General features: G+C 66.9%; 19 protein-coding genes and 1 pseudogene. 12 read left to right on the top strand and 8 right to left on the bottom strand.

Features of this window, described 5'->3' with window-relative positions; genetic code table 11:
- Positions 1-544, bottom strand: a pseudogene (locus K2Y03_RS11585) (hypothetical protein); the annotation flags it as partial.
- A complete protein-coding gene (locus tag K2Y03_RS11580) occupies positions 541-1161 on the bottom strand; it encodes an RNA polymerase sigma factor (protein WP_294090840.1) in 621 nt (206 codons plus the stop codon). The pseudogene K2Y03_RS11585 and the gene K2Y03_RS11580, both read right to left, overlap by 4 nt.
- Positions 1162-1261: 100 nt before the next feature.
- On the opposite strand from K2Y03_RS11580, the gene K2Y03_RS11575 reads away from it, so the two are divergent.
- Positions 1262-2173, top strand: coding sequence for an autotransporter domain-containing protein (locus K2Y03_RS11575; RefSeq protein WP_294090838.1), 912 nt, complete (start codon positions 1262-1264; stop codon positions 2171-2173).
- 41 nt (positions 2174-2214) lie between these two features.
- On the opposite strand, the gene K2Y03_RS11570 is transcribed toward K2Y03_RS11575, so the two are convergent.
- Positions 2215-2958: an ATP-binding cassette domain-containing protein gene (locus tag K2Y03_RS11570; protein ID WP_294090837.1), complete on the bottom strand. Its 744-nt coding sequence runs from the start codon at positions 2956-2958 to the stop codon at positions 2215-2217.
- A gap of 617 nt (positions 2959-3575) precedes the next feature.
- On the opposite strand from K2Y03_RS11570, the gene K2Y03_RS11565 reads away from it, so the two are divergent.
- The 7 genes from K2Y03_RS11565 to K2Y03_RS11535 all read left to right on the top strand — a co-directional run bounded on the left by K2Y03_RS11565 (position 3576) and on the right by K2Y03_RS11535 (position 11193).
- Positions 3576-4382 carry a universal stress protein gene (locus K2Y03_RS11565; RefSeq protein WP_294090836.1) on the top strand — a complete coding sequence of 269 codons (807 nt, stop codon included), beginning with the start codon at positions 3576-3578 and terminating at the stop codon, positions 4380-4382.
- A gap of 125 nt (positions 4383-4507) precedes the next feature.
- Positions 4508-5962 carry a PAS domain S-box protein gene (locus K2Y03_RS11560; RefSeq protein WP_294090842.1) on the top strand — a complete coding sequence of 485 codons (1455 nt, stop codon included), beginning with the start codon at positions 4508-4510 and terminating at the stop codon, positions 5960-5962.
- The gene (locus tag K2Y03_RS11555; RefSeq protein ID WP_294090834.1) at positions 5955-6563 is read left to right on the top strand and encodes a response regulator; all 609 of its coding nucleotides are present in this window, start codon (positions 5955-5957) and stop codon (positions 6561-6563) included. Before K2Y03_RS11560 ends, K2Y03_RS11555 begins: the two co-directional genes overlap by 8 nt.
- A gap of 99 nt (positions 6564-6662) precedes the next feature.
- On the top strand, positions 6663-7043 hold the full coding sequence (locus K2Y03_RS11550; protein ID WP_294090833.1) for a response regulator: 381 nt from the start codon (positions 6663-6665) through the stop codon (positions 7041-7043).
- A complete protein-coding gene (locus K2Y03_RS11545; protein ID WP_294090832.1) occupies positions 7036-7788 on the top strand; it encodes a Crp/Fnr family transcriptional regulator in 753 nt (250 codons plus the stop codon). Before K2Y03_RS11550 ends, K2Y03_RS11545 begins: the two co-directional genes overlap by 8 nt.
- Before the next feature lie 149 nt (positions 7789-7937).
- Entirely contained in the window at positions 7938-9305 is a 1368-nt protein-coding gene (gene hemN / locus K2Y03_RS11540) for an oxygen-independent coproporphyrinogen III oxidase (protein ID WP_367114773.1), read from the top strand.
- Positions 9306-9426: 121 nt separating this feature from the next.
- Entirely contained in the window at positions 9427-11193 is a 1767-nt protein-coding gene (locus K2Y03_RS11535; protein WP_294090831.1) for a retroviral-like aspartic protease family protein, read from the top strand.
- Here K2Y03_RS11535 and K2Y03_RS11530 read toward each other — a convergent pair.
- The 5 genes from K2Y03_RS11530 to K2Y03_RS11510 are packed head-to-tail and all read right to left on the bottom strand — an operon-like array spanning position 11126 to position 20365.
- Positions 11126-11911, bottom strand: a complete 786-nt coding sequence (locus K2Y03_RS11530; protein WP_294090830.1) for a 4'-phosphopantetheinyl transferase superfamily protein — start codon at positions 11909-11911, stop codon at positions 11126-11128. The two genes, K2Y03_RS11535 and K2Y03_RS11530, sit on opposite strands and share 68 nt — an antisense overlap.
- The gene (locus K2Y03_RS11525; RefSeq protein WP_294090829.1) at positions 11911-15858 is read right to left on the bottom strand and encodes an amino acid adenylation domain-containing protein; all 3948 of its coding nucleotides are present in this window, start codon (positions 15856-15858) and stop codon (positions 11911-11913) included. The genes K2Y03_RS11530 and K2Y03_RS11525 overlap by 1 nt, the downstream gene beginning before the upstream one ends.
- Positions 15855-17081 carry a cytochrome P450 gene (locus K2Y03_RS11520; RefSeq protein ID WP_294090828.1) on the bottom strand — a complete coding sequence of 409 codons (1227 nt, stop codon included), beginning with the start codon at positions 17079-17081 and terminating at the stop codon, positions 15855-15857. The genes K2Y03_RS11525 and K2Y03_RS11520 overlap by 4 nt, the downstream gene beginning before the upstream one ends.
- Positions 17081-17368 (bottom strand): phosphopantetheine-binding protein, encoded by a 288-nt coding sequence (locus tag K2Y03_RS11515; RefSeq protein WP_294090827.1) that lies wholly within the window; start codon positions 17366-17368, stop codon positions 17081-17083. The genes K2Y03_RS11520 and K2Y03_RS11515 overlap by 1 nt, the downstream gene beginning before the upstream one ends.
- Before the next feature lie 27 nt (positions 17369-17395).
- Positions 17396-20365, bottom strand: coding sequence for a Tn3 family transposase (locus K2Y03_RS11510; protein ID WP_007015734.1), 2970 nt, complete (start codon positions 20363-20365; stop codon positions 17396-17398).
- 140 nt (positions 20366-20505) lie between these two features.
- On the opposite strand from K2Y03_RS11510, the gene K2Y03_RS11505 reads away from it, so the two are divergent.
- Genes K2Y03_RS11505 through K2Y03_RS11490 form a run of 4 tightly spaced genes read left to right on the top strand, consistent with a single transcriptional unit; the run spans position 20506 to position 23851 of the window.
- Positions 20506-21075, top strand: coding sequence for a recombinase family protein (locus tag K2Y03_RS11505; RefSeq protein WP_007015735.1), 570 nt, complete (start codon positions 20506-20508; stop codon positions 21073-21075).
- A complete protein-coding gene (locus tag K2Y03_RS11500) occupies positions 21076-22449 on the top strand; it encodes a hypothetical protein (RefSeq protein WP_007015736.1) in 1374 nt (457 codons plus the stop codon). It abuts the gene before it with no gap.
- A gap of 43 nt (positions 22450-22492) precedes the next feature.
- A complete protein-coding gene (locus K2Y03_RS11495) occupies positions 22493-23161 on the top strand; it encodes a hypothetical protein (protein ID WP_007015737.1) in 669 nt (222 codons plus the stop codon).
- Positions 23162-23221: 60 nt separating this feature from the next.
- Positions 23222-23851: a hypothetical protein gene (locus K2Y03_RS11490; RefSeq protein ID WP_007015738.1), complete on the top strand. Its 630-nt coding sequence runs from the start codon at positions 23222-23224 to the stop codon at positions 23849-23851.
- Positions 23852-23948 lie beyond the last annotated feature (97 nt).

The following is a 23948-nucleotide window of genomic DNA, read 5'->3' as shown; positions in this document are numbered from 1 at the left end:
GCGCACGGGCCAGCGGGCGGCGCATTTCGGCCGCAACCGGCGCCGGCACGGGTGCGGCGGCCACCGGCACCACCGGCGCCGGGCCGGCAACGGCGACGGGTGCTGCAAGCTCGCGCGTGATCGCGCCCTCGACCGGTGCCGGCGCCACAGGCGGCGCAACGCTTTGCACCGCCGGCGCGGCAGCGGCTGTCGGCGGCGATATACGGGGGGCCGGCCGCGACACGACCGGCGCAGGATCGGGCGCGGCGGCAACCAGCTGGGTCAGCCCCGGCAGGCGGCGCGCCAGCTCCTGGAAGAAGCCGGTCGCCGCTGCCGTGCCGGTCAGCCCGATCACCGCGACCCCGATCAGCGCGCGGCGCACCCATGGCCCGCGCCGCCCGCCATCGGCGCGGCGCCGTACAAAAGCCCAGCGCGCCGCCGGCGCCCCCGCGCCCTGCGGCAGGTGCGACAGCCGCGCGAGAAAGTCGGGCGAGGGCGGCGGCACGTCGAACCGGTCGAGCGCGGCGCCCCAGCGGGCGTTGAAATCGTCAGGGTGCGGCGTCATCTATTGGCCCCTCCAGCCGGATGTTCGGCAATGCCGGCCTGCACCAGCGCCGCCTTCAGCGTCTGCCGCGCGCGGTGCAGCAGCGATTCAAAGGCTTTCAGGTTCAGATCGAGCGCATCGGCGGCCATAGCGTTGGACAAACCCTCATAATAAGTCAGCACGATCGCCGCGCGCTGGCGGTCGGAAAGCTGCGCGATTGCGGCCACCACCGCCGCCTTTTGCTGATCGGCTTCGATCAGCGCGTCGGCGCTTGGCCCGTCACAGGCGCGCTCGGGCACCTGCTCGGTCACCACGAAGCGCGTCCGGCGCAGCCGGTCCAGGCACAGATTGACCGTCACCCGGTTGAGCCAGGCGGCCGGCCCCGCGCGTTCCGGCCGCCAGCGCGCGGCGTCGCGCCACAGGCGCAGCAACGCCTCCTGCGCGACATCCTCCGCCTCCCCCACATCGCCCAGCATGCGATAGGCGATGCGGCGCAGCCGGACGGCATGGCCGTTGACCAGCGGCTGAAACGCGCCGCCATCGCCCGCCGCCACCCGGGCCATCAACGCCGTCTCGTCAGCCGCCTCCCTTTCGATGCCGGCTGATGAAACAGGTGGTGGATCGCGATCAGCGAGCAATGACAGGTCCTCTCCCCTCCCCACGTCACCACCCAAGATAGCCAACGCGCGGCCGCGAAAAAACCTTCGCTCGCTGCGAAGGTTTTTCAATCGCCGTCCGTTGGACGATCGTAACGCCATAATGGGGGAAGATGTGTTCCATAAATTTGCGATTGCCGCCTTGCTGTGCGGCCTGCCCGGGGTCGCGCTGGCCGCTGACGAAAAGCAGGAGCGCAAGCCCGACTGGGCGGTCGCGGTCGATGGCGGCACCACCTTTGGCGGCGGCCTGGGCAACCAGCCCTTTGTCTCGCTCAGCCTGACGCGCAATCTTGACGATAATTATGTGCGCGTGTCGGTGTCGCAGATCAGCGCCGATACCAATGCGCGCACCGCGATTTTCGTGCCGGCAACGACGCGGCTGGTGCGCCTGTCGGGCGGGCTGGCGCTGGGCGATTTCACGCTGGAGGGGTATGGCACGTTCGGCGACCGCGCGTTCGACGCCCGCAATGTGCGCCGCGCCAACAATACCACAATCAATATCAGCTCGTCGGGCAGCATTGCCGGCGGTGGTGCGTCGCTGACCTATGACCTGGCGCTCAGCGAACGCCTGTTCCTGTCGCCCTATGTCGCGATCGATTACAGCCGCATCACAACCGCGCGCGTGGTGACCGGCACGGGGCTTGCCAACCCGCTGCTGCTCAACGAGTCGCAAAGCGGCGTGACGGGCAGCGGCGGCGCCACGCTGCAATATGTGTTCGGGCCGAAGGACCGGCATCTGCTGGCCTTTACCGGATCGGCGCTGACCACGTCGAACGACGCCTCGGTCAACCGCAGCAACGCAACCGGGGCCACCGGGAATGCGCTGGGCGTGCTCAACGGCAATGGCGTTTCCGACACCTGGGGCGAAATCGCGCTGACCGGGTCGTTCGGCCTCAATGACCGGCTGAGCTTCACCGTCAACGCGGTGCGCACGCTGGGCTTCGCTATTGGCGACACCACGTCGATCTCGGGCGGGCTGCGGCTGGCTTTCTGAGAACGGCTCTCAGCCGGCTTCAGCCCGGGCACCGGCGCGGCTCAATTATGGGCCAGCCGGCGCCCGCCACCCCCGGCCAGCAGCCGCAATGCCTCGTCCACCACACTGGCGCCGGTGGCCGGCAGGATCATGTCGAAATCGAACTGGGTGCCGGCCTGCTGATCGGCAAAGGGCACGAAGGCGGTGCAGCGCGCCAGCTCCGCCATGTCGCAACTGGCGACGATCGCGCCGCCGCCATCGGCGGCAACCTGTTCGATCGCGCGCCAGATCAGGTCATTTGTCTCGCGGTCAAAACCCGCGCCCGGCTCGTCGAGCAGCAGCAATTGCGGGGCGTTCATCAGGATGCCGGCGAAATGCAGGCGACGCGCCGGGCCGTTCGCCAGCGTACCGGCCAGGTCGTCGGCAAAGCCGGTCAGCGCCATCGCCTTGAGCACCGCCTCCAGCCGGGGATAGGGCGCATCGGCATCGCGCGCAGGGTTGTTGCACAACAGGTTGTCGATCACCGACAGCTCAGGATAGAGCGCCAGCCGCTGGCCCATATAGCCAATGCGCCCCCGGCGGCGCGACAGCGGCACCACCACATCCTCGCCCAGAACCGTGCCATGGCCAAGGTCGGGCCGGACCAGCCCGGCCAGCATCCTGAGCGCGGTGGTCTTGCCGCCGCCCACCGGCCCGGTCAGCCCCAATATCTCACCCCGGCCCAGCCGCAACGTCACGCCATCGACCAGCCGGGTGCCGTCGATCAGCTTGCCAAGCCCGTGAATGTCGACCAGCAGCTCAGCCACGCCGGCGGTCCATGCGCGCGCGCAGCGCGGCCGCGCGCATCACATCCCAGCAAAGGCAAACCCGGCCAGCCTGCATGAACGGACATCCTCGAAACGGGCACCAGTGGTGCCGATTTCACCGATACGGAAGACGCAAACCCGAAGTTACAACAGGATTACATCCCTGCAAGGTCAAAATGACGACGTTTGCATTAATAAGCAAAGTTTTGACAATAACGCCGATCTGTTGCGCGCAGGCAGAGCACGGATTTCCATTTCGATAATGTAACAATACCGCCCACCCGCCGTTTTTGTAGCGGGTGGCGGCATCGCTCGGCCGCGGAACGGGCCTTAGGATCAGCGCATCTGCGGCTCGCGGTCGGTGAGCGAGGCAAACAGCAGCACAGCCGAGAAGCTGGCCATCGCAACCATGACCATATCGACATAGTGGGCGGCGATGAACTGGAACATGGCAAATCTCCTGCGGCGCGAGGATCGCGCCATTCGCTCACGTTGCCGCCCGCCCGGCGATGCGTCCTTGATCCAGATCAAACCGGCTTACGTATCAATCCGCATCGCCGCGCCCCGCCGCCGGGGCCTATCCTCCATGGCATCGGGCGGGCGGATGGAGGCCGACGATGAAAAACATCCTTGTACTGATTCATGATGATGCGGGCCAGGAGGCCCGGCTGCAGGTCGCGCTGGACATTGCCCGCGCGATGGACGGGCATCTGAACTGCGTCGACATCACCATGGTGCCGATGCTGGTCAGCGACTATGTCTCGATGGGCGGCGGCGCAATGCTGCTGGGCGACGAGCAGGCCGCCGAAAGCGCAAACGGCGCGCGCATCCGCGCCCGGCTGGAGCGGGAGGACGTGCCCTTCACCTGGCAGGACATGACCGGCGACGCCGCGACCTGCCTGAAGGAAGCGGCACGGCTCGTCGATCTGGTGGTGCTCAACCGCGTGTTCGACAAGGCGCTTTACCCCAACATGGCCGATCTGGTCGGCGCGATGCTGACCGAGGGCGACGTGCCGGTGCTGGCGGTGCCCGAAAACGCGCGCGGGCTGAACGTGGGCGGCCGGGCGCTGATCGCCTGGGATGGCTCCAAAGATGCGGAGGCCGCGCTGAAAACGGCGCTGCCGCTGCTCGCACATGCCAGCGAGGTGACGTTGCTCTATGCCGATGACGGGTCGATCACCATACCCGCCGAGCAGGGCGCGATCTATCTTGGCCGGCATGGCATTCCGGCGACCGTGCGGCGCGAGGAAACCGGCACCGACCGGCCCGGCACGGTGATCCTGGTCGAGGCGGCAACCAATGCCGACTATCTGGTGATGGGCGGCTATGGCCATGCCCGCTGGCTGGAGGCGATCTTCGGCGGCACCACCGAAAAGCTGCTGGCGCGCAGCCCGGTGCCGGTGTTCCTCGCCCATCATCGCTGAACGCAATAGGGGCTGGCCCCGCGCGCCCTTGTCGCGCTAGGCTGGCCCCTGTGGTGGGTAGCGTAATCGATCCGGAATGGTCGCCGGCGGACTTGGCGGCCGAAATGGCAGGCTTTGTCGGCGGCATGCACGATCGTGCCGTGCTGTTGCTTGCGCCTGACGGCCGCATCGCCAGCTGGAACAAGGGCGCCCGGGTGCTGACCGGGTGGACCGCCGCCGAAGCGATCGGCAGGCCCGTCGACATTCTCTACACCCCCGGCGACCGCGTGCAGGGCTGGCCGGCGGAGGACCGCGAGACCGCGCTCACCAGCCCCTTGCGGCTGGAGGCGTGGCGGCAGCGCAAGGACGGCTCGGAATTCTTTGCCGACATCATGCTGGTGGCGCTGGGCCATGGGCGCGATCACATTCGCGGCTTTGGCCTGTCGTTCCACGACATCACCCCGCGCAAGGCCGCGCAGCAGGCACTTGTGCAGAGCGAGCTTCACTATCGCTCGATCCTGGCGACCGTGCCCGACGCGATGATCGTGATCGACGAGCGCGGCAAGATATTGTCGTTCAGCGCGGCGGCCGAACGGCTGTTCGGCTATGGCGAGGCCGAACTGCTCGGCCGCAATGTCAGCCAGTTGATGCCCGACCATGACCGGCGCCGGCACGACAATTATATCCGCCATTATCTGGACACCGGCGAGCGGCGGATCATCGGCATCGGGCGCGTGGTGAGCGGGCTGCGCCGCGACGGCAGCACCTTCCCTATGGAGCTGTCGGTGGGGGAAGCACGCAGCGACGGGCACCGCGTGTTCACCGGCTTCATCCGCGACCTGACCGCGCGCGAGGCTGCGGCGAGCCAGCTGAAGGAGCTGCAGTCGGAGCTGATCCACGTCTCGCGCCTCAGCGCTATGGGCACCATGGCCTCCACCCTCGCGCATGAGCTGAACCAGCCGCTGACCGCCGTTGCCAATTATCTGGAAGCCGCGCGCGACCTGCTCGACCACGAGACGGCCAACCGCGACGCCATCATACGCGAGGCAATGGACGAGGCCGCGAAAGAGGCGCTGCGCGCGGGGCATATCGTGCGGCGGCTGCGCGGCTTTGTGGCGCGCGGCGAGCTGGAGCAAAAGACCGAGCCGCTGCCCGCGCTGGTCGATGAGGCAAGCCGGCTCGCGCTGATGGGCGCGCATGAGCGCGGCGTGCGCAGCTTCCTGATGCTAGACCCGGCCGCGACCCATATCATTGCCGACCGGGTGCAGATTCAGCAGGTGTTCGTGAACCTGCTGCGCAACGCCGTCGACGCGATGGAGCACAGCCCCCGCCGCGACATCACCATCGCCAGCAAGGCCGAAGGCGATCTGGTGCGCCTGTCCGTCACCGACACCGGCGGTGGCATCGCGCCCGAGGTGGCGCCGCGCCTGTTCGAGGCATTCACCACCAGCAAGGAAAGCGGGATGGGCCTGGGCCTGTCGATCTGCCGCACGATCGTGGAGGCGCATGGCGGGCGCATCTGGGCAGAGCCCGCCCCCGATGGCGGCACGGCCTTCCACTTCACCGTTCCCAATGCCAGTATCGAGGACGCAGATGTCTGAACGCCTGATCCATGTCGTGGACGATGAAGAAGCGGTGCGCCGCTCGGTCAGTTTCCTGCTGCGCACTTCCGGCTATCGGGTCGCGCTGTACGAATCGGGCGTTGATTTTCTGGCCGAAAAACAGGTCGAGCCGGGCTGCATCCTGCTCGATGTGCGCATGCCGGTGATGGACGGGCTGGCGGTGCAGCGCGAGCTGGCCGCGCGCGGCGTGACGCTGCCGGTCGTCGTGCTGACCGGCCATGGCGATGTGACGACGGCGGTGCAGGCAATGAAGGCCGGCGCGGTCGATTTTCTTGAAAAGCCGTTCGAAAAGTCGGCGCTGATCGCCGCCATCGATATCGGCTTTGCGCGGCTGGACCAGCATGACAGCTCCGACCTGGCCGCCAAGGACGCGCAGGTGCGGCTGGCGGTGCTGACCCCGCGCGAGCATGACGTGCTGGAAGGGCTGGCGCGCGGGCTGCCCAACAAGACGATCGCCTTTGACCTGGGCATCTCGCCGCGCACGGTGGAAGTGCACCGCGCCAATCTGATGACCAAGCTCGACGTGCGCAGCCTGTCCGACGCGCTGCGCATCGCCTTTGCCGCCGGGCTTGGCAAATAGCCCCAGCCTGGCACGCGCCCAGCTTATTTTTCGGAACTCTACGTAACGACCCGGCCGGCGGCTTTTGCCACAAAGAATTCTCAAAAGACGAGAGAATTCATGGTCAAGCGCCTGCCCGCCAGCGAGTCGCCCCGCCCCCATCTGCTGCTGATCGAAGATGATGAAGGGGTGCGCCGTTCGCTCCAGTTGCTGCTCCATGCGCGCGGTTTTGACGTGCGCGCTTATGCCGCCGCCACCCCGGCAGTGAACGCCGCCGACCAGGTCGATTACGCCGCGCTGGTCAGCGACTATCGCCTGCCCGATGGCGACGGCATCGGCGTGCTGCGCGCCATGAAGCGCAACGGCTGGTCGGGCAAGGCGGTGCTGATCACCGGCTTCCCCTCGCCCCATCTGTTCGATTCGGCGCGCGCCTGCGGGTTCGATGCGGTGCTGGAAAAGCCGCTGCGCACCCATGACCTGGTCGATGCACTGAATGGCTGATCAAGAGGAACTGACGCTGGCCATGTACAAGTCCACCGCTTCCTTCGAACTGGCGCCGGAGACCGCGGTGCCGCAGCGCTGCGCCGAATGCACCGGCCGCGCGGCAGCACTCTGTGCCAACCTCGCACCGGCCGCGCTGCAGAGCTTTGCCGCGCTCGGCCGGGTGCGCCATCTGGAACCCGGCGCCACATTGCTGTGGGAGGGGGAGCCGGCCGAGTTCGTCGGCACCGTGCGCTCCGGCATGTTCAAGCTCAGCGCCTCGCTCGACGATGGGCGCGAACAGATTCTGGGGGTCGCCGGCCCCGGCGATTTCGTGGGCCAGCCGCTTGACCAGCCCGCCACCCACAGCCTGACCGCGCTTGGCCCCGCCAGCCTGTGCGTGATGCCGCGCCAGCAGTTCCACAATTTCGCGCTGGCACACCCGGCGATGACGCAGGCGCTGGTCGTGCGGCTGTTCGGCGAGCTGGAACGGGCGCGCGCGTGGATGCTGCTGCTGGGCCGCAAGAACGCCGAAGAGCGCGTCGCCAGCCTGCTCCACGATCTGGCCGAGCGCAGCGGCGCGGACGCAGGCGCGCCGGTCGACCTGCCGCTGTCGCGCCAGCAAATGGCCGGCCTGCTGGGGCTGACCATCGAGACGGTCAGCCGGCGGCTCAGCCGCCTCGCCGCCGACGGGGTGATCACCCTGCCCGATCTGCGCCATTTCACGGTGGAAGACCCGGCCGCGCTGAAGGCGCTGGCCGGCTAATGACCGCCCTGATCTGACCAACCACCGTTCGTGTCGAGCCAAGTCGAGACACGCGGACCGGGCACGGCTCCCGGCTGCACGTCCCTCGACTTCGCTCGGGACGAACGGGGCGAGGTTGAAATGCCCACCGCAATACGCGCACGACCGGCTTGACCTGGATCAAGGACGCGCCGCCGCCGCCACGCCATCATGGCATCATGTGGCGCTATCACCCCCAGCTGCTCGCGGTTGCCGTGCCGCGATACACCAGCTTCCCCACCGCCGCCGAATTTGGCGACACGGTCGGCCCCGACGACATGCACGCAGCGCTTGACGCGCTGGCGCCCGACGATGCGGTGTCGCTCTATCTCCACGTGCCCTATTGCGAGCAGCTCTGCTGGTATTGCGGGTGCAACACCGGGGTTGCCAACCGCACGCTGCGGGTGGCGGCCTATATGAAGCGGCTGGGCGAGGAGATCGACCTGCTCGCCACCCGCATCGGCGGCCGGCGGATCAGCCGCATCGCCTGGGGCGGCGGCAGCCCCAATGCCATCAGCCCGGCCCAGTTCGACGCCGCCATGGCGCAGCTGCGCGCCCGCTTCGACACCAGCGACGCGCAGATTTCGGTCGAGCTCGACCCGCGCGGCTTTGACTGGCGCTGGGCGGCGGCCATCGAACGCAACCGCGTGACGCGGGTCAGCCTGGGCGTGCAGACGCTCAGCAACCATGTGCAGGCCGCCATCGGCCGGGTGCAGCCGATCGCCCGCATTGCCTGTGTGATGGCGCAGCTGCGCACGGCTGGTGTCGGCTCGGTCAATTTCGACCTGATGTACGGCCTGCCCGGCCAGTCGCGCGCTGATCTCGCGGAAACGCTCGAACAGGCCATCGCCATGGCGCCAGACCGGCTGGCGGTGTTCGGCTATGCCCATGTGCCGCACCTCATCCCCCGCCAGCGCCAGATCGACGACAGCGCGCTGCCCGATGCAGAGGCGCGCTTCCGCCAGGCGGAACTGGCGCATTTCATGCTGACCGGTGTCGGCTATCGCGCGATTGGCTTTGACCATTTCGCGCTGCCCGGCGATGCCATGGCGAAGGCCGCGCGGGCGGGCACGCTGAAGCGCAATTTCCAGGGCTTTACCGAAGATCCGGCCGATGCGCTGGTCGGCCTTGGCGCGTCCGCGATCAGCGCCTTTCCCGGCTGGCTGCTGCAGAATGAGAAGAATAGCGGTCGCTATCACCTGCGCATCGGCCAGGGCCAGTTCGCAATTGCACGGGGGCTGCGCCGCTCGGCCGCTGACCGCGCGCATGGCCGCGCGATCGAGCAGCTGCTGTGCCAGGGGCAGACGGACCTGGCCGGCCTGCCCGAGCTGGGCGACATCCTCGCGCGGCTTGCCCCGTTCGAGAAAGCCGGCGTCGCGGCGCGGGCGGGCAGCACCCTGCGCATCGCCCCGGGCGGGGTGCCCTATGCCCGCGCAATTGCCGCGACGATCGACCCGTATCGCGCACACAGCACCACAAGGTTCAGCAGCGCGGTGTGAACGCCGCCAATAGATTGCGCCAAAGCGGCGTTTTACAGAAAAATTATATTTGATTCCGTGAAGTCGCAGTGAAATGGTGCCCCCAATGCATTTGGGGGGGGCAGCGTTAATGTCACGCATTGTGTCTATTTTTCTGGGGCTGTCACTGTTCGGGGCGACATCGGCGCATGCCGAGTGCAAGCTGGAAAAGATCGTCGAGTTTCCGGTGACGATGATCGACAACAAGGCGGTTGCCGATGCTGAAATAAACGGCACCAAGGTGCGTTTCATTCTGGATAGCGGGGCCTTCTTCAGCACCATTTCGCGCGCCTTGGCCAAGGACCTGAAGCTGGTGACGACGGACGCGCCGCCCGAGTTCCGCATCACCGGCGTCGGCGGCGAAGTGCGCGCGCAGGTGACGCGCGTCAGCCAGTTCAAGCTGGCCGGCGTCAAGATTCCCCAGGCCGCCTTTCTGGTGACCGATGCCGATTTCGGCCATGCCGGGCTGATCGGGCAGGACGTGCTGGGCTTTGCCGATGTCGAATATGACCTGCCGCACGGCATGGTCCGGCTGATGCGGTCGCGCGACTGCGCCGACGTCAATCTGGCCTATTGGGCGGCCGAGCGCCCGGTGACGATCATGCCGATCGACCGGGTGAATACCGACCAGCCGCACACGGTCGGCACGGTGGTGCTGAACACCGCCAAGCTGCGCGCGATGTTCGACACCGGCGCCTATTCGACGGTGGTCACGCTCGACGGCGCGCGCCGCGCCGGCGTGACGCCGAGCAGCCCGGGCGTGGTGGAGGCCGGCGCCAGCACCGGGCTGGGCAGCAAGGTGCTGCAGAGCTGGCTTGCCCCGTTCGACCTGATCGACATTGGCGGCGAACAGATCAAGCGCGTGAAGCTGCGCATGTCTTCGCTGGAGTTGAGCGATGCCGACATGCTGATCGGCGCCGACTTTTTCCTGTCGCACCGCGTCTATGTCGCCAACGGCTTGCGCCGGCTCTATTTCACCTATGAAGGCGGGCCGGTGTTCAACATCAAGCCCAGCGGCGCGATGCGACCCGACGGCACCCGCGTGGCGGTGGCCGACAGCGGCAGCGAACCCAAGACCGCGGACGAATTTGCCCGCCGCGGCGCCGCGCTGATCGCCAAGGGCGACATGGCCAAGGCAATGGCCGACCTGAACCGCGCGGTGGAAATGGCGCCGGGCGAGGCGCGCTATGTGCTCCAGCGCGGCGAACTGCACCAGCGCATGGACAAGGACGAGCTGGCGCTGGCCGATTTCAACCAGGCGGTGAAGCTGGCCCCCGGCGACGGCGAGGCGCGCGTCACACGGGCCGCCGCCCTGCTCAACGCGGGCGAGGATGCGCAGGCGCTGGCCGATCTGAAGGCTGCCGACGCCGCGCTGCCGGCCAATGCCGATCTGCGCCTGTCGCTGGGCTGGCTCTATACTCGCGCCGGTGACCCGGTGACCGCGATCACCAACTACGACCAGTGGTTCCGCACGCATGGCGACGACCCGTCGCGGGGCAGCGCGTTTAACGGCCGCTGCTGGGCGCGCGCGGTGCTGGGCCGCGACCTCGACAAGGCGCTGAAGGACTGCAACGCCGCGCTGAAGGTGGAGCCGGGCAGCCCCGACATTCTCGACAGCCGCGCGCTGGTGCTGCTGAAAAGCGGCGATCTGCAAGGCGCGGTTGCCGATTATTCCGCCGTCATCGCCAAGCAGCCGCGCAACGCCTGGGCGCTTTATGCGCGCGGGATCGCCCACCAGCGGCTGGGCGACACGGCACGCGCCGAGGCAGACCACAAGGCGGCACTCGCCATTGCGCCCAAGATCACGCGCTATGCCGCGCGGCTTGGGCTGGTGGAGAGCGGCGCGCCAGCCGCAGCGGCGACACCATAAGCCGCCGCTTGGGCCTGGCGGGCGTCGGGGCTGCGGGTTCGGCAAGCGGCAGGGTCCATGTCTCACCCGGCTGCACCAGCCGGCACTGCGGCGCTGCATCCCCCTGTACCGTGATTGCCACGCACAGGCCGGGCCGGGGCCACAGCACCGCCGCCTGCCAGCCGGCCACGCCCGCCTGATAGGGGGCGCCGGGGCCGTCCGCCACGATGAACGCATCGAGCGGGAAGGACAGGCCATGGCCCAGCGCCTTCACCATCGCTTCCTTGCGCGCCCAGACTTCCAGAAAAGCGGCCGGTGCTTCCTCGGGCGCCAGCGCATCCAGCGCCTTGCGCTCGACGGCAGCGAAGAAGGCGCGAGCCACCTCCCGCCACGCAAAGCCGGGGTCGAGCCGGGCGAGGTCGCAGCCGAGCGGCACATCGGCCACCGCCAGCACCCAGTCGTCACCCGCGTGCGAGGTGCTGAACTGCAGCTCGTGGCCCAGCAGCACCGGCTTGCCATAGGCGCCCTCGCCAAAGCGCAAGCCCTCGGGCGCGACGCCCAGATGCGCCGCCAGCAGGCGCCGCCGCCCGCCCCGCCGCGCAACGAAGCGCGCCCGGTCGACCGGCTGATGATAGCGCGCCGCCTGCGCGCGTTCGGCATCGTCGAGCAGCGCCCAGTCGCGCGCCATCGCCTCGGCGTCCTCCCCGCACGCGCCGAGATGGACGATGACCCCGGCCATTATGCCGCGCGCGACAGCCCGGTCGCGCCCCGGCCAAGCGCCGCGCGCAGATGCACGGCAAAGGCATCGACATGCGGCGGCGCGATCATCCCCCAATGGTCGCCGGGGGCGAGATGCGCGTCGAACCGGCCGCTGACATCGCCACGCCATGCCTCTGCATAGCGGAAGATGCGCGGCCCCTCGCGCGGTTCGATGACCAGCACGTCGCCATCATAAGCGGGCGGGTCATAGCGCCAGGCACCGGCTTCCAGCACCGCCTGCACGCGCGGCGCCAGCACCGCCTCGGGGTCGAACGGCGCGGCGGTTTCCCACAGCCCGCGCACCCGCTCCTGAAAATAGCGCCAGCGCTGGCCGGCGGGCGCCTTCAGAACCAGCGGCAGGTGGTAACGCAGCTTGCTGACCAGCTTGGCCAGCCGCCCCATGCCGCGCAGGTGTGGCGGGTGCGCGGCATGGGCCAGCACCAGCAGCTCGACATCGTCGCCCGCCGCGCGCATCTGCGCCGCCACCGCATGGGCCAGAATGCCGGCGGTGCACAGGCCGCCCAGCCGGTATGGCCCCTTGGGCTGCACCTGCCGGATCGTCTCCACCACCAGAGCGGCCGCGTCGTTGAAGTCGGTCGGGCAGCCGCGCTCGAAAATCTGGCCGAGCGCAATGCCCATGAAGGGCTGGTCCGGCCCCAGCCGCTCGGCCAGCGGCACGAACAGGCTGGCCGCCTCCAGCCACAGGATCGGCGTCTGGCGGCCATGCGGCTGGATCGGCACCAGCGCGGGATTTTCCAGCGGCCGGCCCGAGGCGATGAGCGCCGCCATATCGGCCAGCCGCCGCGCGCGGAACAGCGCGCCCATCGGCAGCTGCACGTCCATCTCGGTCTTCAGCCGCCGCAGCAGCCGCGCGACGAGCAGCGAATGGCCGCCCAGGTCGAAGAAATCATCGTCGCGCGCGACATCAGCCACGCCCAGCACATCCTGCCAGATCGCCGCGAGCTGCTGCTCCAGCGGGGTTTCGGGCGGCGTGCCCTTGCCGCCCGCCACCACCGGCTCGGGCAGCGCGGCGCGGTCGACCTTGCCGGTCGCGCCGATCGGCAGCGCGTCCATCGCCACGAAGCGCGTGGGGATCATATAATCGGGCAGCAGCTCGGCGAGCGCGGCGCGCCAGGTGGCGGCGTCCCCCTCACCCACCACATAGCCGGCGAGCGAATGGCCGCCCTCGCCTTCGGCCCAGGTCCGTGCCGCCGCTGCGCGCACGCCGGGCAGGCTGGCGAGTGCCGCCTCCACCTCTTCCAGCGCGATGCGAAAGCCGCGCACCTTCACTTCATTGTCGCGCCGGCCCAGGCATTCCAGCGTGCCGTCGCCACGCCAGCGCGCGCGGTCGCCGGTGCGATAGAAGCGGGCGCCTGCCCCTTCCACAAAGCGCGCGCCGGTCAGGTCCGGCCGGCCGCGATAGCCGCGCGCAACGCCTGCGCCGCCGATCCACAGCTCGCCAACCGCGCCCTGCGGCACCAGATTGCCATCGGCGTCGACCACGCGCAGCTGGGTGTTGTCGATCGCGCTGCCGATCGAAATTTCGCCGGCATCAACCTCGGCAACGGTGGACCAGATAGTCGTCTCGGTCGGGCCATACATGTTCCACAGCTTGCCGACGCGCGGGCGCAGTGCCCCGGCCAGCGCCGGGGTCAGGGCCTCGCCCCCGCACAAAGCGGTCAGGCGCTGGCTGCCGGTCCAGCCGGCCTCGATCAGCCCGCGCCAGGTGGCGGGCGTTGCCTGCATCATGTCAGGCGTGTCGCGGGCGATGCGCGCGGCAAGCGCTGCCATGTCGCCCGCTTCCTCGCGCGTCGCCAGCAGCACCGTGCCACCGCTGACCAGCGGCAGCCACAGTTCCAGCTCGGCAATGTCGAACGACAGCGTGGTGACCGCCAGCAGCCGCGCACCCGCCGCAAAGCCCGGCCGCCGCTGCATCGCGGCGAGCAGATTGGCAAGCGCGGCATGGCCGATCTCGACGCCCTTGGGCTCACCGGTCGAGCCGGAGGTGTAGCGGCAATAGGCCAGCATCTCGGCGCCGGGCGGCGGCCCGGCAAAGGGCTGCGGCGCGATTTCTTCCACCAGCAGGCGCTGAACGCTGTCGGGTGCGACGGCGGCGCTGGCTGCATCGGTCAGCACCAGCGCGGCACCGGCGCGCTCGACCAGCGCCTTCAGCCGCGCCGGCGGCTGGCGCGCATCGAGCGGGAGATAGGCGGCGCCAGCCCTGAGCACGCCCAGCATCGCCGCGACCATCCACGGCGTGCGATCAAGCGCCAGCGCGACCAGCGCCCCCGGCGCCACCCGGTCGGCAAGGGCGGCGGCGATGGCGTCGGCATGCGCGTCAAGCTCGCTATAGCGCCACGCCGTTTCGCCCTGCGTAATCGCCACGGCATCGGGCCGGGCGGCGACCTGCGCGGCGACCCCGGCGACGACGGTGCCGAACGGCGCGGGCGCCCATGGCCCATCCCACCCGCCGGCCAGCTGCGCGGTTTCGTCCGCATCCAGCATCGGCAGATCGGCCAGCATCGTGGCGGGATTGTCGGCAACCCCTTCCAGCAGGCGGATCCAGTGGCCGATCATGCGCCGGATCGTCGGCACCTCGAACAATTCGGTCGAATAGAGGAAGCGCCCGGCCATCCCCTCCGGCCGTTCGTCCAGTTCCAGATAGAGATCATATTTGGCGGCGCCGACCACCACGTCCATCTGCGTCAGGTCCCAGCCCGGCGCGAACGGATCGACCGGTGGCTCGATCGAGAACAGCGTGTTGAACAGCGGGTGGGTGCCCTGCCCGCGCCGGATGCCCAGCTCGCGCACCAGCCGGTCGAACGGCACGTCGCAGGCGCCCAGCGCGCCGATCACGCTTGCCTTCACCTGGGCCAGATAGTCGCGGAACGACACCGCGCCCTGCGGCCGGCTGCGCAGCGCCATGGTGTTCAGGAAATAGCCGACCAGCGGCTGCAGTTCGGGCCGGCGGCGGGTGTCGGTCACCCCGCCCACGATGATGTCGGTGTCGCCGGTATAGCGATAGAGCATCGCCTTGTACGCGGCGAGCAGCACCATGTAGAGCGTCGCGCCCTCCGCCCGGGCCAGCGCCTTCAGCCGGTCGATCAGCGCTTCCGACAGCTCGAACACTTCCATCGATCCGGCATGGGTCGGCTGTGCCGGGCGCGGATGGTCTCCCGCCAGTTCCAGCCGGGGGAGTGGCCCGGCCAGCGCCTCGCGCCAATGGGCGATCTGGCGCGCGGCGTCCGGCCCGTCGGTCTGCGCTGCCTGCCACACGGCATAATCGGCATAGTCCAGTGCGGGCTCGGGCAGCGGCGATGCCTCGCCACGCTCGAACGCGGCGACGATGGCCGCCAGTTCGGGCATCAGCGTGCGATAGATCGAGACGCCGTCGAAAATGATGTGGTGGAGCGTCAGATAGAGCCGGTGTTCCTCCGGCGCGAGCCTGGCGACATAGGCGCGGAACAGCGGCGCATGGTCGAGGGGGATCGGCGTGCGCGCGGCCTGGGTGGCCAGGCGCAGTGCGGCTGCTTCCTTGTCCGGGTGGAGCGTGAGGTCGATCAGCGGCAGCGAGATCGGCTCGGAGGGGGCAATCTGCTGCTCGACGCCGGCCTCGGTCTCGACAAAGGCGGTGCGCCAGGCCGGGTGGCGACGCACGAACTCGGTCAGCGCGCGCGCCATCACCTCATGGTCATAGGGGCCGTGCCGGTGAATCGTGATCGATTCGTTATAGAGCGGCATGTCCGGCGCCATCTGCGCGTGCAGCCACAGCTGGCTCTGCTCCAGCGTCAGCGGCACGGCGCGCGCGGGGTCGCGGCGGCCGATGGGGGCAGGCGCCGCGCGCGCGGTGCCCGCCTCGCCCGCCAGCATGCGCTTCAGGAGCGCCGCGCGCGCACTGTCGGCGGCAATCCGGGCGGGCGCGTTCATCCGAAGCGGACCGGCAGCGCCGTCAACCCGCGCAGCCCCAAATTGGTCCGCCAGCGCAGCCTGTCGCTTGCCCGCGCGACATTGGGCAGCCGGTCGAGCAGCGCGCGGAACGCAACCCGCGCCTCCAGCCGGGCCAGCGGCGCGCCGAAGCAGAAATGCGCCGCCCAGCCGAACGCCAGATGGCGATTTTCGGCCCGCACCAGATCGAGCATGTCGGGGTCGGCAAAGCGTTCGGGGTCGCGGTTGCCGGCGGCCATAACCGCCATCACCGCCTCGCCCTTGCGGATCAGCTGGCCGCCCACCACCGTATCGGCGGGGCAGATGCGGCCGGTATGCTGGCTGGGGCTTTCAAAGCGCAGCAATTCCTCCACCGCGCTTTCCATCAGGTCATGCCGGTCGCGAAGTGCCGCCAGCGCCTCGGGCCGTTCCATCAGCGTGACCAGGCCGTTGCCGATCAGGTTGGTGGTGGTTTCCTGCCCGCCCACCATGGTGACGATGGCGTTGGCGATCACGTCTTCTTCCGACAGACGCTCGCCATCCACTTCGGCCTCGACCAGGCTGCGCAGCAGGCCGTCGGCCAGCGGCCGCTCCACCTCATGGATCGCGCGGCGGAAATAATCGGTCATCTCCGCCGTCGCCTTCAGCACCAGCGGCGCGCGGTCGATATTGTGCTGAAAATTGCCCAGCATCTCGGCAAAGATTTCGGACCAGGCCTTCAGCTTCGCGTGATCTTCCTCGGGCACGCCCAGCAGCGCGGCGAACACCATCGACGGGAAGGGCGCGGCGAAATCGCCGACCACGTCCATCGTGCCGTTCGGCACCACCTGGTCGAGCAGGCGGTGGGCGATCTCGGTCACCCGATCCTCCAGCAGCTCCACCCGGCGCGGGGTGAACGCCATCGAGCACAGCTTGCGCAGCTGGGTGTGGCGCGGCGGATCGAGGAACAGCATCTGCCGCATCATCACCGCGGCCACCGGCTCCAGCGAATCGATGCCCAGCGCGCGCAGCTGTTCCGGGCTCAGCGTGCGGTCGGCGGAAAAGCCGTGCAGCACCTGATGCACATCGGCATAGCGCGTTACCACCCAGGCGTGGAGGAACGGGTCCCAATGGACCGGGTCTTCCTCGCGCAGGCGGCGATAGAGCGGATAGGGATCGGCCAGCACCGCCGGATCGAGCAGGCGGTAGAGGCTGAGCGAAGGGTCCGAGGCGGGTTTGGTGGCCATTATTCGGCTGCCCATTGCTGGATGTCGTCGTCACTCATCGAGTCGAGCTTGGCGATCACCAGCTCCTCGATGATCGCGGCGAGCCGGGCGACGGTGCGCCCCTCGAACAGGTGGAACAGCGTCAGCTCCACGCCAAAGGCGTCGCGCGCGCGCACCACCACCTGCGTGCCGAGCAGCGAATGGCCGCCGAGCATGAAGAAGTCGTCATCCACGCCCACGGTCGGCCGGCCGATCACTTCGCAGATGATACCGAGCAGAGGGCATAGCGTGGATGGTACGCTAAACAACGCTAAGGGCGAACAATCAGCGAACGCTTATGCGACGCGGCTATCCGGCGGGAGATTGAGGGCCTTGCGGCCAGCGGAAGCGGCTGCGCGATCCCAGAGGAAATCGCCGGAGAAGGCAATATGCTCCCAACCCACGGGGGACGTATGGGCGAGCAGATAATCAGGCACCGCGACCGAGGTTGATCGTAGATGCTGGGCGGCAGCATCCATGTAGATCGTGTTCCAGTAGACGATCGCGGCGATGACTAGATTGAGGCCGGATGCCCGATATTGTTGCGCCTCATGGCTGCGGTCGATGATCCGGCCTTGGCGGAAGGTGTAGATTGCCTGCGTCAGGGCATGGCGTTGTTCGCTGTTGTTGAGACCAGCATGGCATCGCTGGCGCAGATCGGGATTTTCCAGCCAGTCCAGCATGAACAGGGTTCGCTCGATCTTGCCGATTTCCTGTAGCGCGACGTCGAGTTGGTTCTGCCGTTCGTACGCGGCGAGCTTTCGCAGCATGACCGATGGCGCGACATGGCCGGCCTTGATCGAGCCGACGAGGCGCAGCACGTCATCCCATTGTTCAGCGATGATGTCGGTGCGGATACGCTTGCCCATTAGCGGGGCGATGGCCGGATAGGCCTTAACCGGCGCGATCGGCGCGAGGCGCCGGTCTGGAAAGTCGCGCAGGCGCGGGCAGAAGCGAAATCCCAGCATCGCGCACAGGGCGAAGACATGATCGGTCGCCCCGCCAGTGTCGGTGTAATGCTCGACGATTTTCAGATCGGTGCCGTGGCTGGTGAGGCCGTCGAGAACATAGGGTGCCTCATGCGTCGCGGCAGAGATCACGTTGACGTGGTAAGGCGCACGCTGGTCGGAAACATGAGTGTAGAAGCTGAAGCCATGATCGACGCCATAGCGGGCGTTGATATCGCCGCCCGATGCACCGCGCTTCGCGCCCCTGAAGAACTGGCCATCGGAACTGGACGTTGTGCCGTCGCCCCATACGCGCGAGAATGGCAGGCGGTGATGCGCGTTGATGAGCACGGCCAGCGCCGCGCAGTAGCTGTCGTCGCGGATATAGGCGTCATGGGTCCACAGGAGCTGGTCGCGCGTCACGCCCTGGCTCGCGGCAGCCATGCGCGACAGGCCGAGATTGGTGGCATCCGCAAGGATGGTGGCGAGCAGCGCGTTTTCGTTGGGGCACGCTTCGCCGGTGCGCAGGTTCGTGAATGCAGCAAGAAAGCCGGTTTCCTGCGCCACTTCATGCAGCAGCTCGGTGATGCGGATGCGGGGCATCATCGCATCGAGCCGGTCAGCCAGCGCTTCGGCATCGGGCATCGCGATCGTGCGAACCGGGGATATCTGGAGGCGGCCGTCGCGGAACCGCACACCCTCCAGAGCGTCGCGCTTCAGGCGCTGGGCAAATTTCTTCAGTCGCCAGTCCAGTTCGCGGCCCCGTTGTTCGAGCCATTCGCTGGCTGTGGGTGGCAGACCAAGAGCCGACACGATTGGCTTCGCCTTCGGTTCGCTGAGCAGGTAGCTGTCGAACTGGCGGTATCCCGCCGATCGCTCCACCCAGACATCCCCCGAACGCAACTTGTTGCGCAGATGCGCGATCGTTGCGATTTCCCAGAGCCGCCGGTTGATCTTGCCGTTATCGCCAACGACGATTTTTCGCCATTCTTTACGGAAGGGCATCGGAGCGTCGGTAGGAAGATCGCGTTTGCCCGACCTGTTGAGGTCGCGCAGCATTTCGATGGCAGCGATCGTTTTCGCACTGCCCTTTCCGGCCCTGAACTGGAGCGTCTCAAGCAGGTCGGGGGCGAACTTGCGTAACGTCGCATAGCGGTCGGCCGCGACCGTCAGCGGATCGAGGTTGGCGGTTTCCGCGATGCTCGCCACTTCCGGCCTCGCCTTCATCAGGGTGTTCCACCCGACCGATGCGTCCAGGACCTCAATTGGATCTTCGCCAGTATCGACCGCATCGGTCAGCGCATCGATCGTTCTGCGAAAGATCAGCATCAGCCGCGCCACGTTCTTCGATGTGGCGGCATAGCTACGCGCCTGGGCATTCTTCGCGCGGGTGAAGATGCTGCCGATCAGCTTGTCCGCCATCTCCAGAGCGCTGTCGGTCAGCTGCTCTTCAAGATCGAGCAGGAAGGCAACCAGCGTGGCGCGCCGCCGGGAGGGAACGTATCGCTCGATCATATAGGCAGGCGATGCACGGCCTTCCCGGACATATTGCCGGAAGCGGTCCGCGTGGATGCGGCCAGCCACGTCCGGGGAGATGCCGATCTTCCGCACTTGCCGCAGGCGGTCGAGAATCTGGCGGATATGATCGGGCCTTGCCGCGATGGGAATGGTCTTGAGCGAAGCGAGCTGGCTCATGCCCCCGGCGTCGTCAAAGAGCTGGTCGAGGGCGTGGACCTGTTCAGCGCTGAGATCGTCGATCAGGGCATAGGCGGCTTGCTTGCGGGCACGCGCGCGCCCCGCGCTGCTGGCACGCTCGATGGTGGAGATGGACGGCAGCAGAATCCGGGCCTCACGAAGGGCGGTGACAACACCGGTCGCTATCGTCATCCCCTTGTCGGTCGCCCATGCCGTTTTCGTGGCCGCTTCGATCATGAACGGAATATCGGCACGCGTCGGCCCTCGCAGTCCCAAGCGCGCGGCTAGCTCGCGAGCATGGTCCGTCATGGTCTGGTCCCTCGCCGCATAGTCAGCCAGATCCGTGACGCGCAGGCCAAGCTGTTCTGCGACGAAGGCGGCGAGATCATGGGGCATCGCTCCCCTGTTCTGTATCAACTGCGCCAGTGTGATGCCCGGGTGGCGCAAGAGCGCGAGTTGCAGCGCGACGCCCAACTGGTTCCGTCGTTCCCGTCGCGCGCCGATGATCTCGATGTCCGCAGGCTCGAAGGTGTAGAGCCGAGCCAAGTGGTCGCGATCGGTCGGGATGGCAAGGATCTGATTGCGCTCGCTCTCGGTCAGGAGTTGATGCTTGCGCTTCGTCATGCCGATTCCCGTCCACAAAAGGTCAACTGCGCCTATGGACAGCCATGAGTAAAGAGACATAGTATGTGGACGGCTATGGGCGGGGTGAAGCGGTCGCCCTTCAGAGCGTCCACAGAACGACCGTTTGGGAGACACGATAGATGGGCGGCATTCTGGGCTACGCCCGCGTCAGCACCGGCGATCAGGATGTGGCGGGCCAGACCATGCGACTGGAGAATGCCGGCGCCATCAAGGTGTTCACCGATGTAATATCGGGAAAAAGCATGGAGCGGCCTGGACTGGCCGAACTGATCGCCTATGCCCGCAAGGGTGACACGCTCGCCGTGGTCCGCCTCGATCGGCTTGGGCGTTCGCTGACTGAACTGCTCGCCACAGTCGAAACTTTGCGCAGCCAAGGCATCGCCCTCCTGAGTCTTGAGGAAAAAATCGACACCTCGTCGGCCGCCGGCGAACTCATCTTCCATGTGTTCGGAGCTATCGCCCATTTCGAGCGGCGGCTAATCTCTGAGCGGACCCGCGATGGGATCGCCGCTGCACGCGCCAAGGGCAAGCAGCCTGGCCGTCAGCCGCTCGACATGTCCAAGGTGGATGCGGCCATCAAACTGGTCGAAGCCCGTATCTCGCCGACAGAGGCAGCACGGCAACTCGGCATCGGCAGATCCACCATCTATCGCGAAATGCGCCGCCTTGGCGTGGAAAGGCCTGCCTGAATGTCCAGATTGAAATCTGCTCACGATCTGTCCGGGCTGATGAAATATGCGGATCGTGCTCCGTGGGACGAGGCGATGGATGAAATGCTGTCCGCGCATCTCGGTCCGGCATGTGAAGCGACCGGCCTCGAACCCGACGCCATATTCGAGATCATCGGTGATCATTGGCAAGGGCCGCTATGGGGCTGCGCCTTTGAAGATCTGCTGACACAGGAACTGGAACCTGACGGTCGCAATCTGGTCGATGACTATCTCAAGCGCCGAGGCTGGAACGAGAAGGCGCCGAACAAGGCCTATATGCGCGCGCTGCGGGATACGATGATGTCGCTCTATGAGGTTAGCGAGGTCGTCCCCGGTCAGTCGATGACCTTGCGTGATCTGTTGCGGGATGTTGCGCCAGTCACGGTCCGCGAACACGGCGCGACACAGACCCTCGTCAACTGGGACAAGATCGCTGCACGGGTTGTCGATGTGAACGGTCGCCATGGCATCTCGGGCGCGCTGTTGCCGTTCAGCGCTGATGGCGCCCTACAACTGATCGACGCGTTTGGCCGGCTTGCGGACGATGCAAAGGACACCTCCGAACTAAACCAGACCGACCGGGATGCTATTTTACGGGCATCAGGCCCGATGTTCACGAACATGTGGCTGCTCGATTGTCTGGGCAAAGCCATGCCTGGCACCATGCCGGATATGGTCAACGCCGATGGCGATGATCTTGTGTTCCACCGCATCGTCTTCCCCCTGGCCAAGGGCGTGATCGGCAAGAGCGTGGTTCGCAGGCTGAACGCGGCACAATGGCTGGAGCCTGCCAGCGACACATTCTGGAACTGGCTGGTGCCGGTGACGAAGGAGAGAAAACCACGAACGGCCAAAGGCGGGCAGGCTTTTGTGACGACCATGGAGGACGGCACACCCGTCTTCGCCAATGTCGAGTTGGCGGGACGCAAACTGATCGTTGAGGTCAATAGTGCCGCCCGTGCGGAGAAAGCGATTGCGCAAATGGGCGAATGGCTTGGTGATTGCGTGAGCACACCTATGACCGAAATCCGGACTCTGGCCCAGTTCATGGCTGATGACGCCGCCCGCGCTCCGCAGGAAGAGCCGCTCGATATCCCGCCGGACGAAATGGAGCGCATCGTTCATGATATGCTGACACGCGAATATACCAAAACGCTTGATGAAGCGGTGCCTGCCCTTGGCAACAAGACGCCGCGCGCTCTGGCCCGCACGAAGGCTGGCCGGGCGAAAGTGGCCGACTGGCTCAAATATATAGAGAATGGCGCAGCAAAATCCGGGGTCGGCGAGCCAATGGCTACCTATGATTTTACGTGGATGTGGCAAGAGCTGGGCATCATCGGCCTCCGCAGGTGATGCCCTTGCACGCCGTTCCGGTATTGTTCGTCCTTAGCGTTGCTTGGCGTACCTCCCACGCTATGCCCTCTTCAAGGAGCGCGGCAATACCGACGCCATGATTGTCACGCGCCGTAGCCAGCAGGTCTTCTCAGAAAGTTGCGAGGCTCACGGTGGCACCATCGTCCCGGCCGATGACCTGCGGACCGGGATGTTCCGCAACCGCGTCATTGCCCACCTGACCCGACCCACCGGGTATCGTCATCAATGGCGCGGTGAAGTGGCGATCTGCGACGGCAGCGGAGGCGAGCCGCTGGTGGGGTTCGTGTCTCTCCTGATGGATAATTCGGAGATTTCACGGTCCGGCGATATCGGGAGCCAGGTGATGGGGCGTTTGTTCGGCGGCCTGTCCAACACCACGGCGATTTACCTGTTTCACCCGGATCGACTGCCGACCGTTGCCGATGCCGCTGCGGTCGTCGACGAGGAAGAGCGCCGGATTGCCGCGGTCGAAGAGCGGTTCGAGGCAGCGAGCGAGCGGATCGCGGAGTTCCAGCGGAACCTGGCGATCGGCGACGAAAGCAACTGCGGCACGGTGATCGAGGTTCGCGGCCCCATGGCAGAGATTGCGGTGCCGACCAACCGGCGTGCGCCCAATGGGGAAAGCACCTTCTGGTCGCGGATCGAGCGCCTCGCGCCGCCCGGCTACGCGATCTGCACTTTCGGCCTCTGACGCCCACAGACCCACAATTACACATCCCCACAAGTCCACATTCACGAGGAGGATCAACAAATGCGCATAATCTCAGTCCAGAGCATTGCCGGCGGCACCGGTGTTACCAGCGTTGCCACCGAAATCATCGCCGACAAGCTGCGTGCAAAGGAGGCAATTCTGGCCATCGATCTGGGCAACACCCAAATGCTCGGCCGCAAGAATCTCGGTCGTGGTTTCGAGACGCTGGGTGACGCATCGCTGATCTTCGGCGCATGGCCCGCTGGAGTATGGCTACGGCAGGAAGCCCTTCCGCGACTCTGCCTGTTGGACCTGCGGGAACAGCGGCACCCCTATGATGCATGCGAAGAAGAGGTGCTGCTGGCGCTCACCTGCTATGACAGCGTCGGCGATATTCTCGACAGGTTGCGCGACCAGATGGCCAGTTTCGCCACCCGCTTCGACAGCTGCGTGGTGGACCTGTCCCAGGCGCCCGACCTGCTCAGGCGCCTGTTCATCGCCGTCAGCGACGAGGTGCATTTCTGCGAACGCCTGATGTCAGAATCGCAGACCTGGGAGGCCTTCCGCGAGAAATTCCTCGATGGCGAGGAGTACAAGCCCGACCAGATCTGGATCAAGCACCCCGATCGCGGCGAATGGCGGCCGCAGGTGATCGAGGACTGCCCGGGAATGCGGCTTGTCGATGCCTGATCCTTCATCGGCGTGCGCTGCGGCGGGAGGTCGAGCAAACGGTGTCCACCAAAGGGCCGCCCTCCCCTCGCTTCGGACTGCATCGAAGACCCCTTCG

Source organism: Sphingomonas sp. (assembly GCF_019746015.1).
Taxonomy (GTDB): Bacteria; Pseudomonadota; Alphaproteobacteria; order Sphingomonadales; family Sphingomonadaceae; genus Sphingomonas.
Note: the sequence above shows the minus strand (reverse complement) of the source record. Positions and strands in the feature narration are given on the sequence as shown.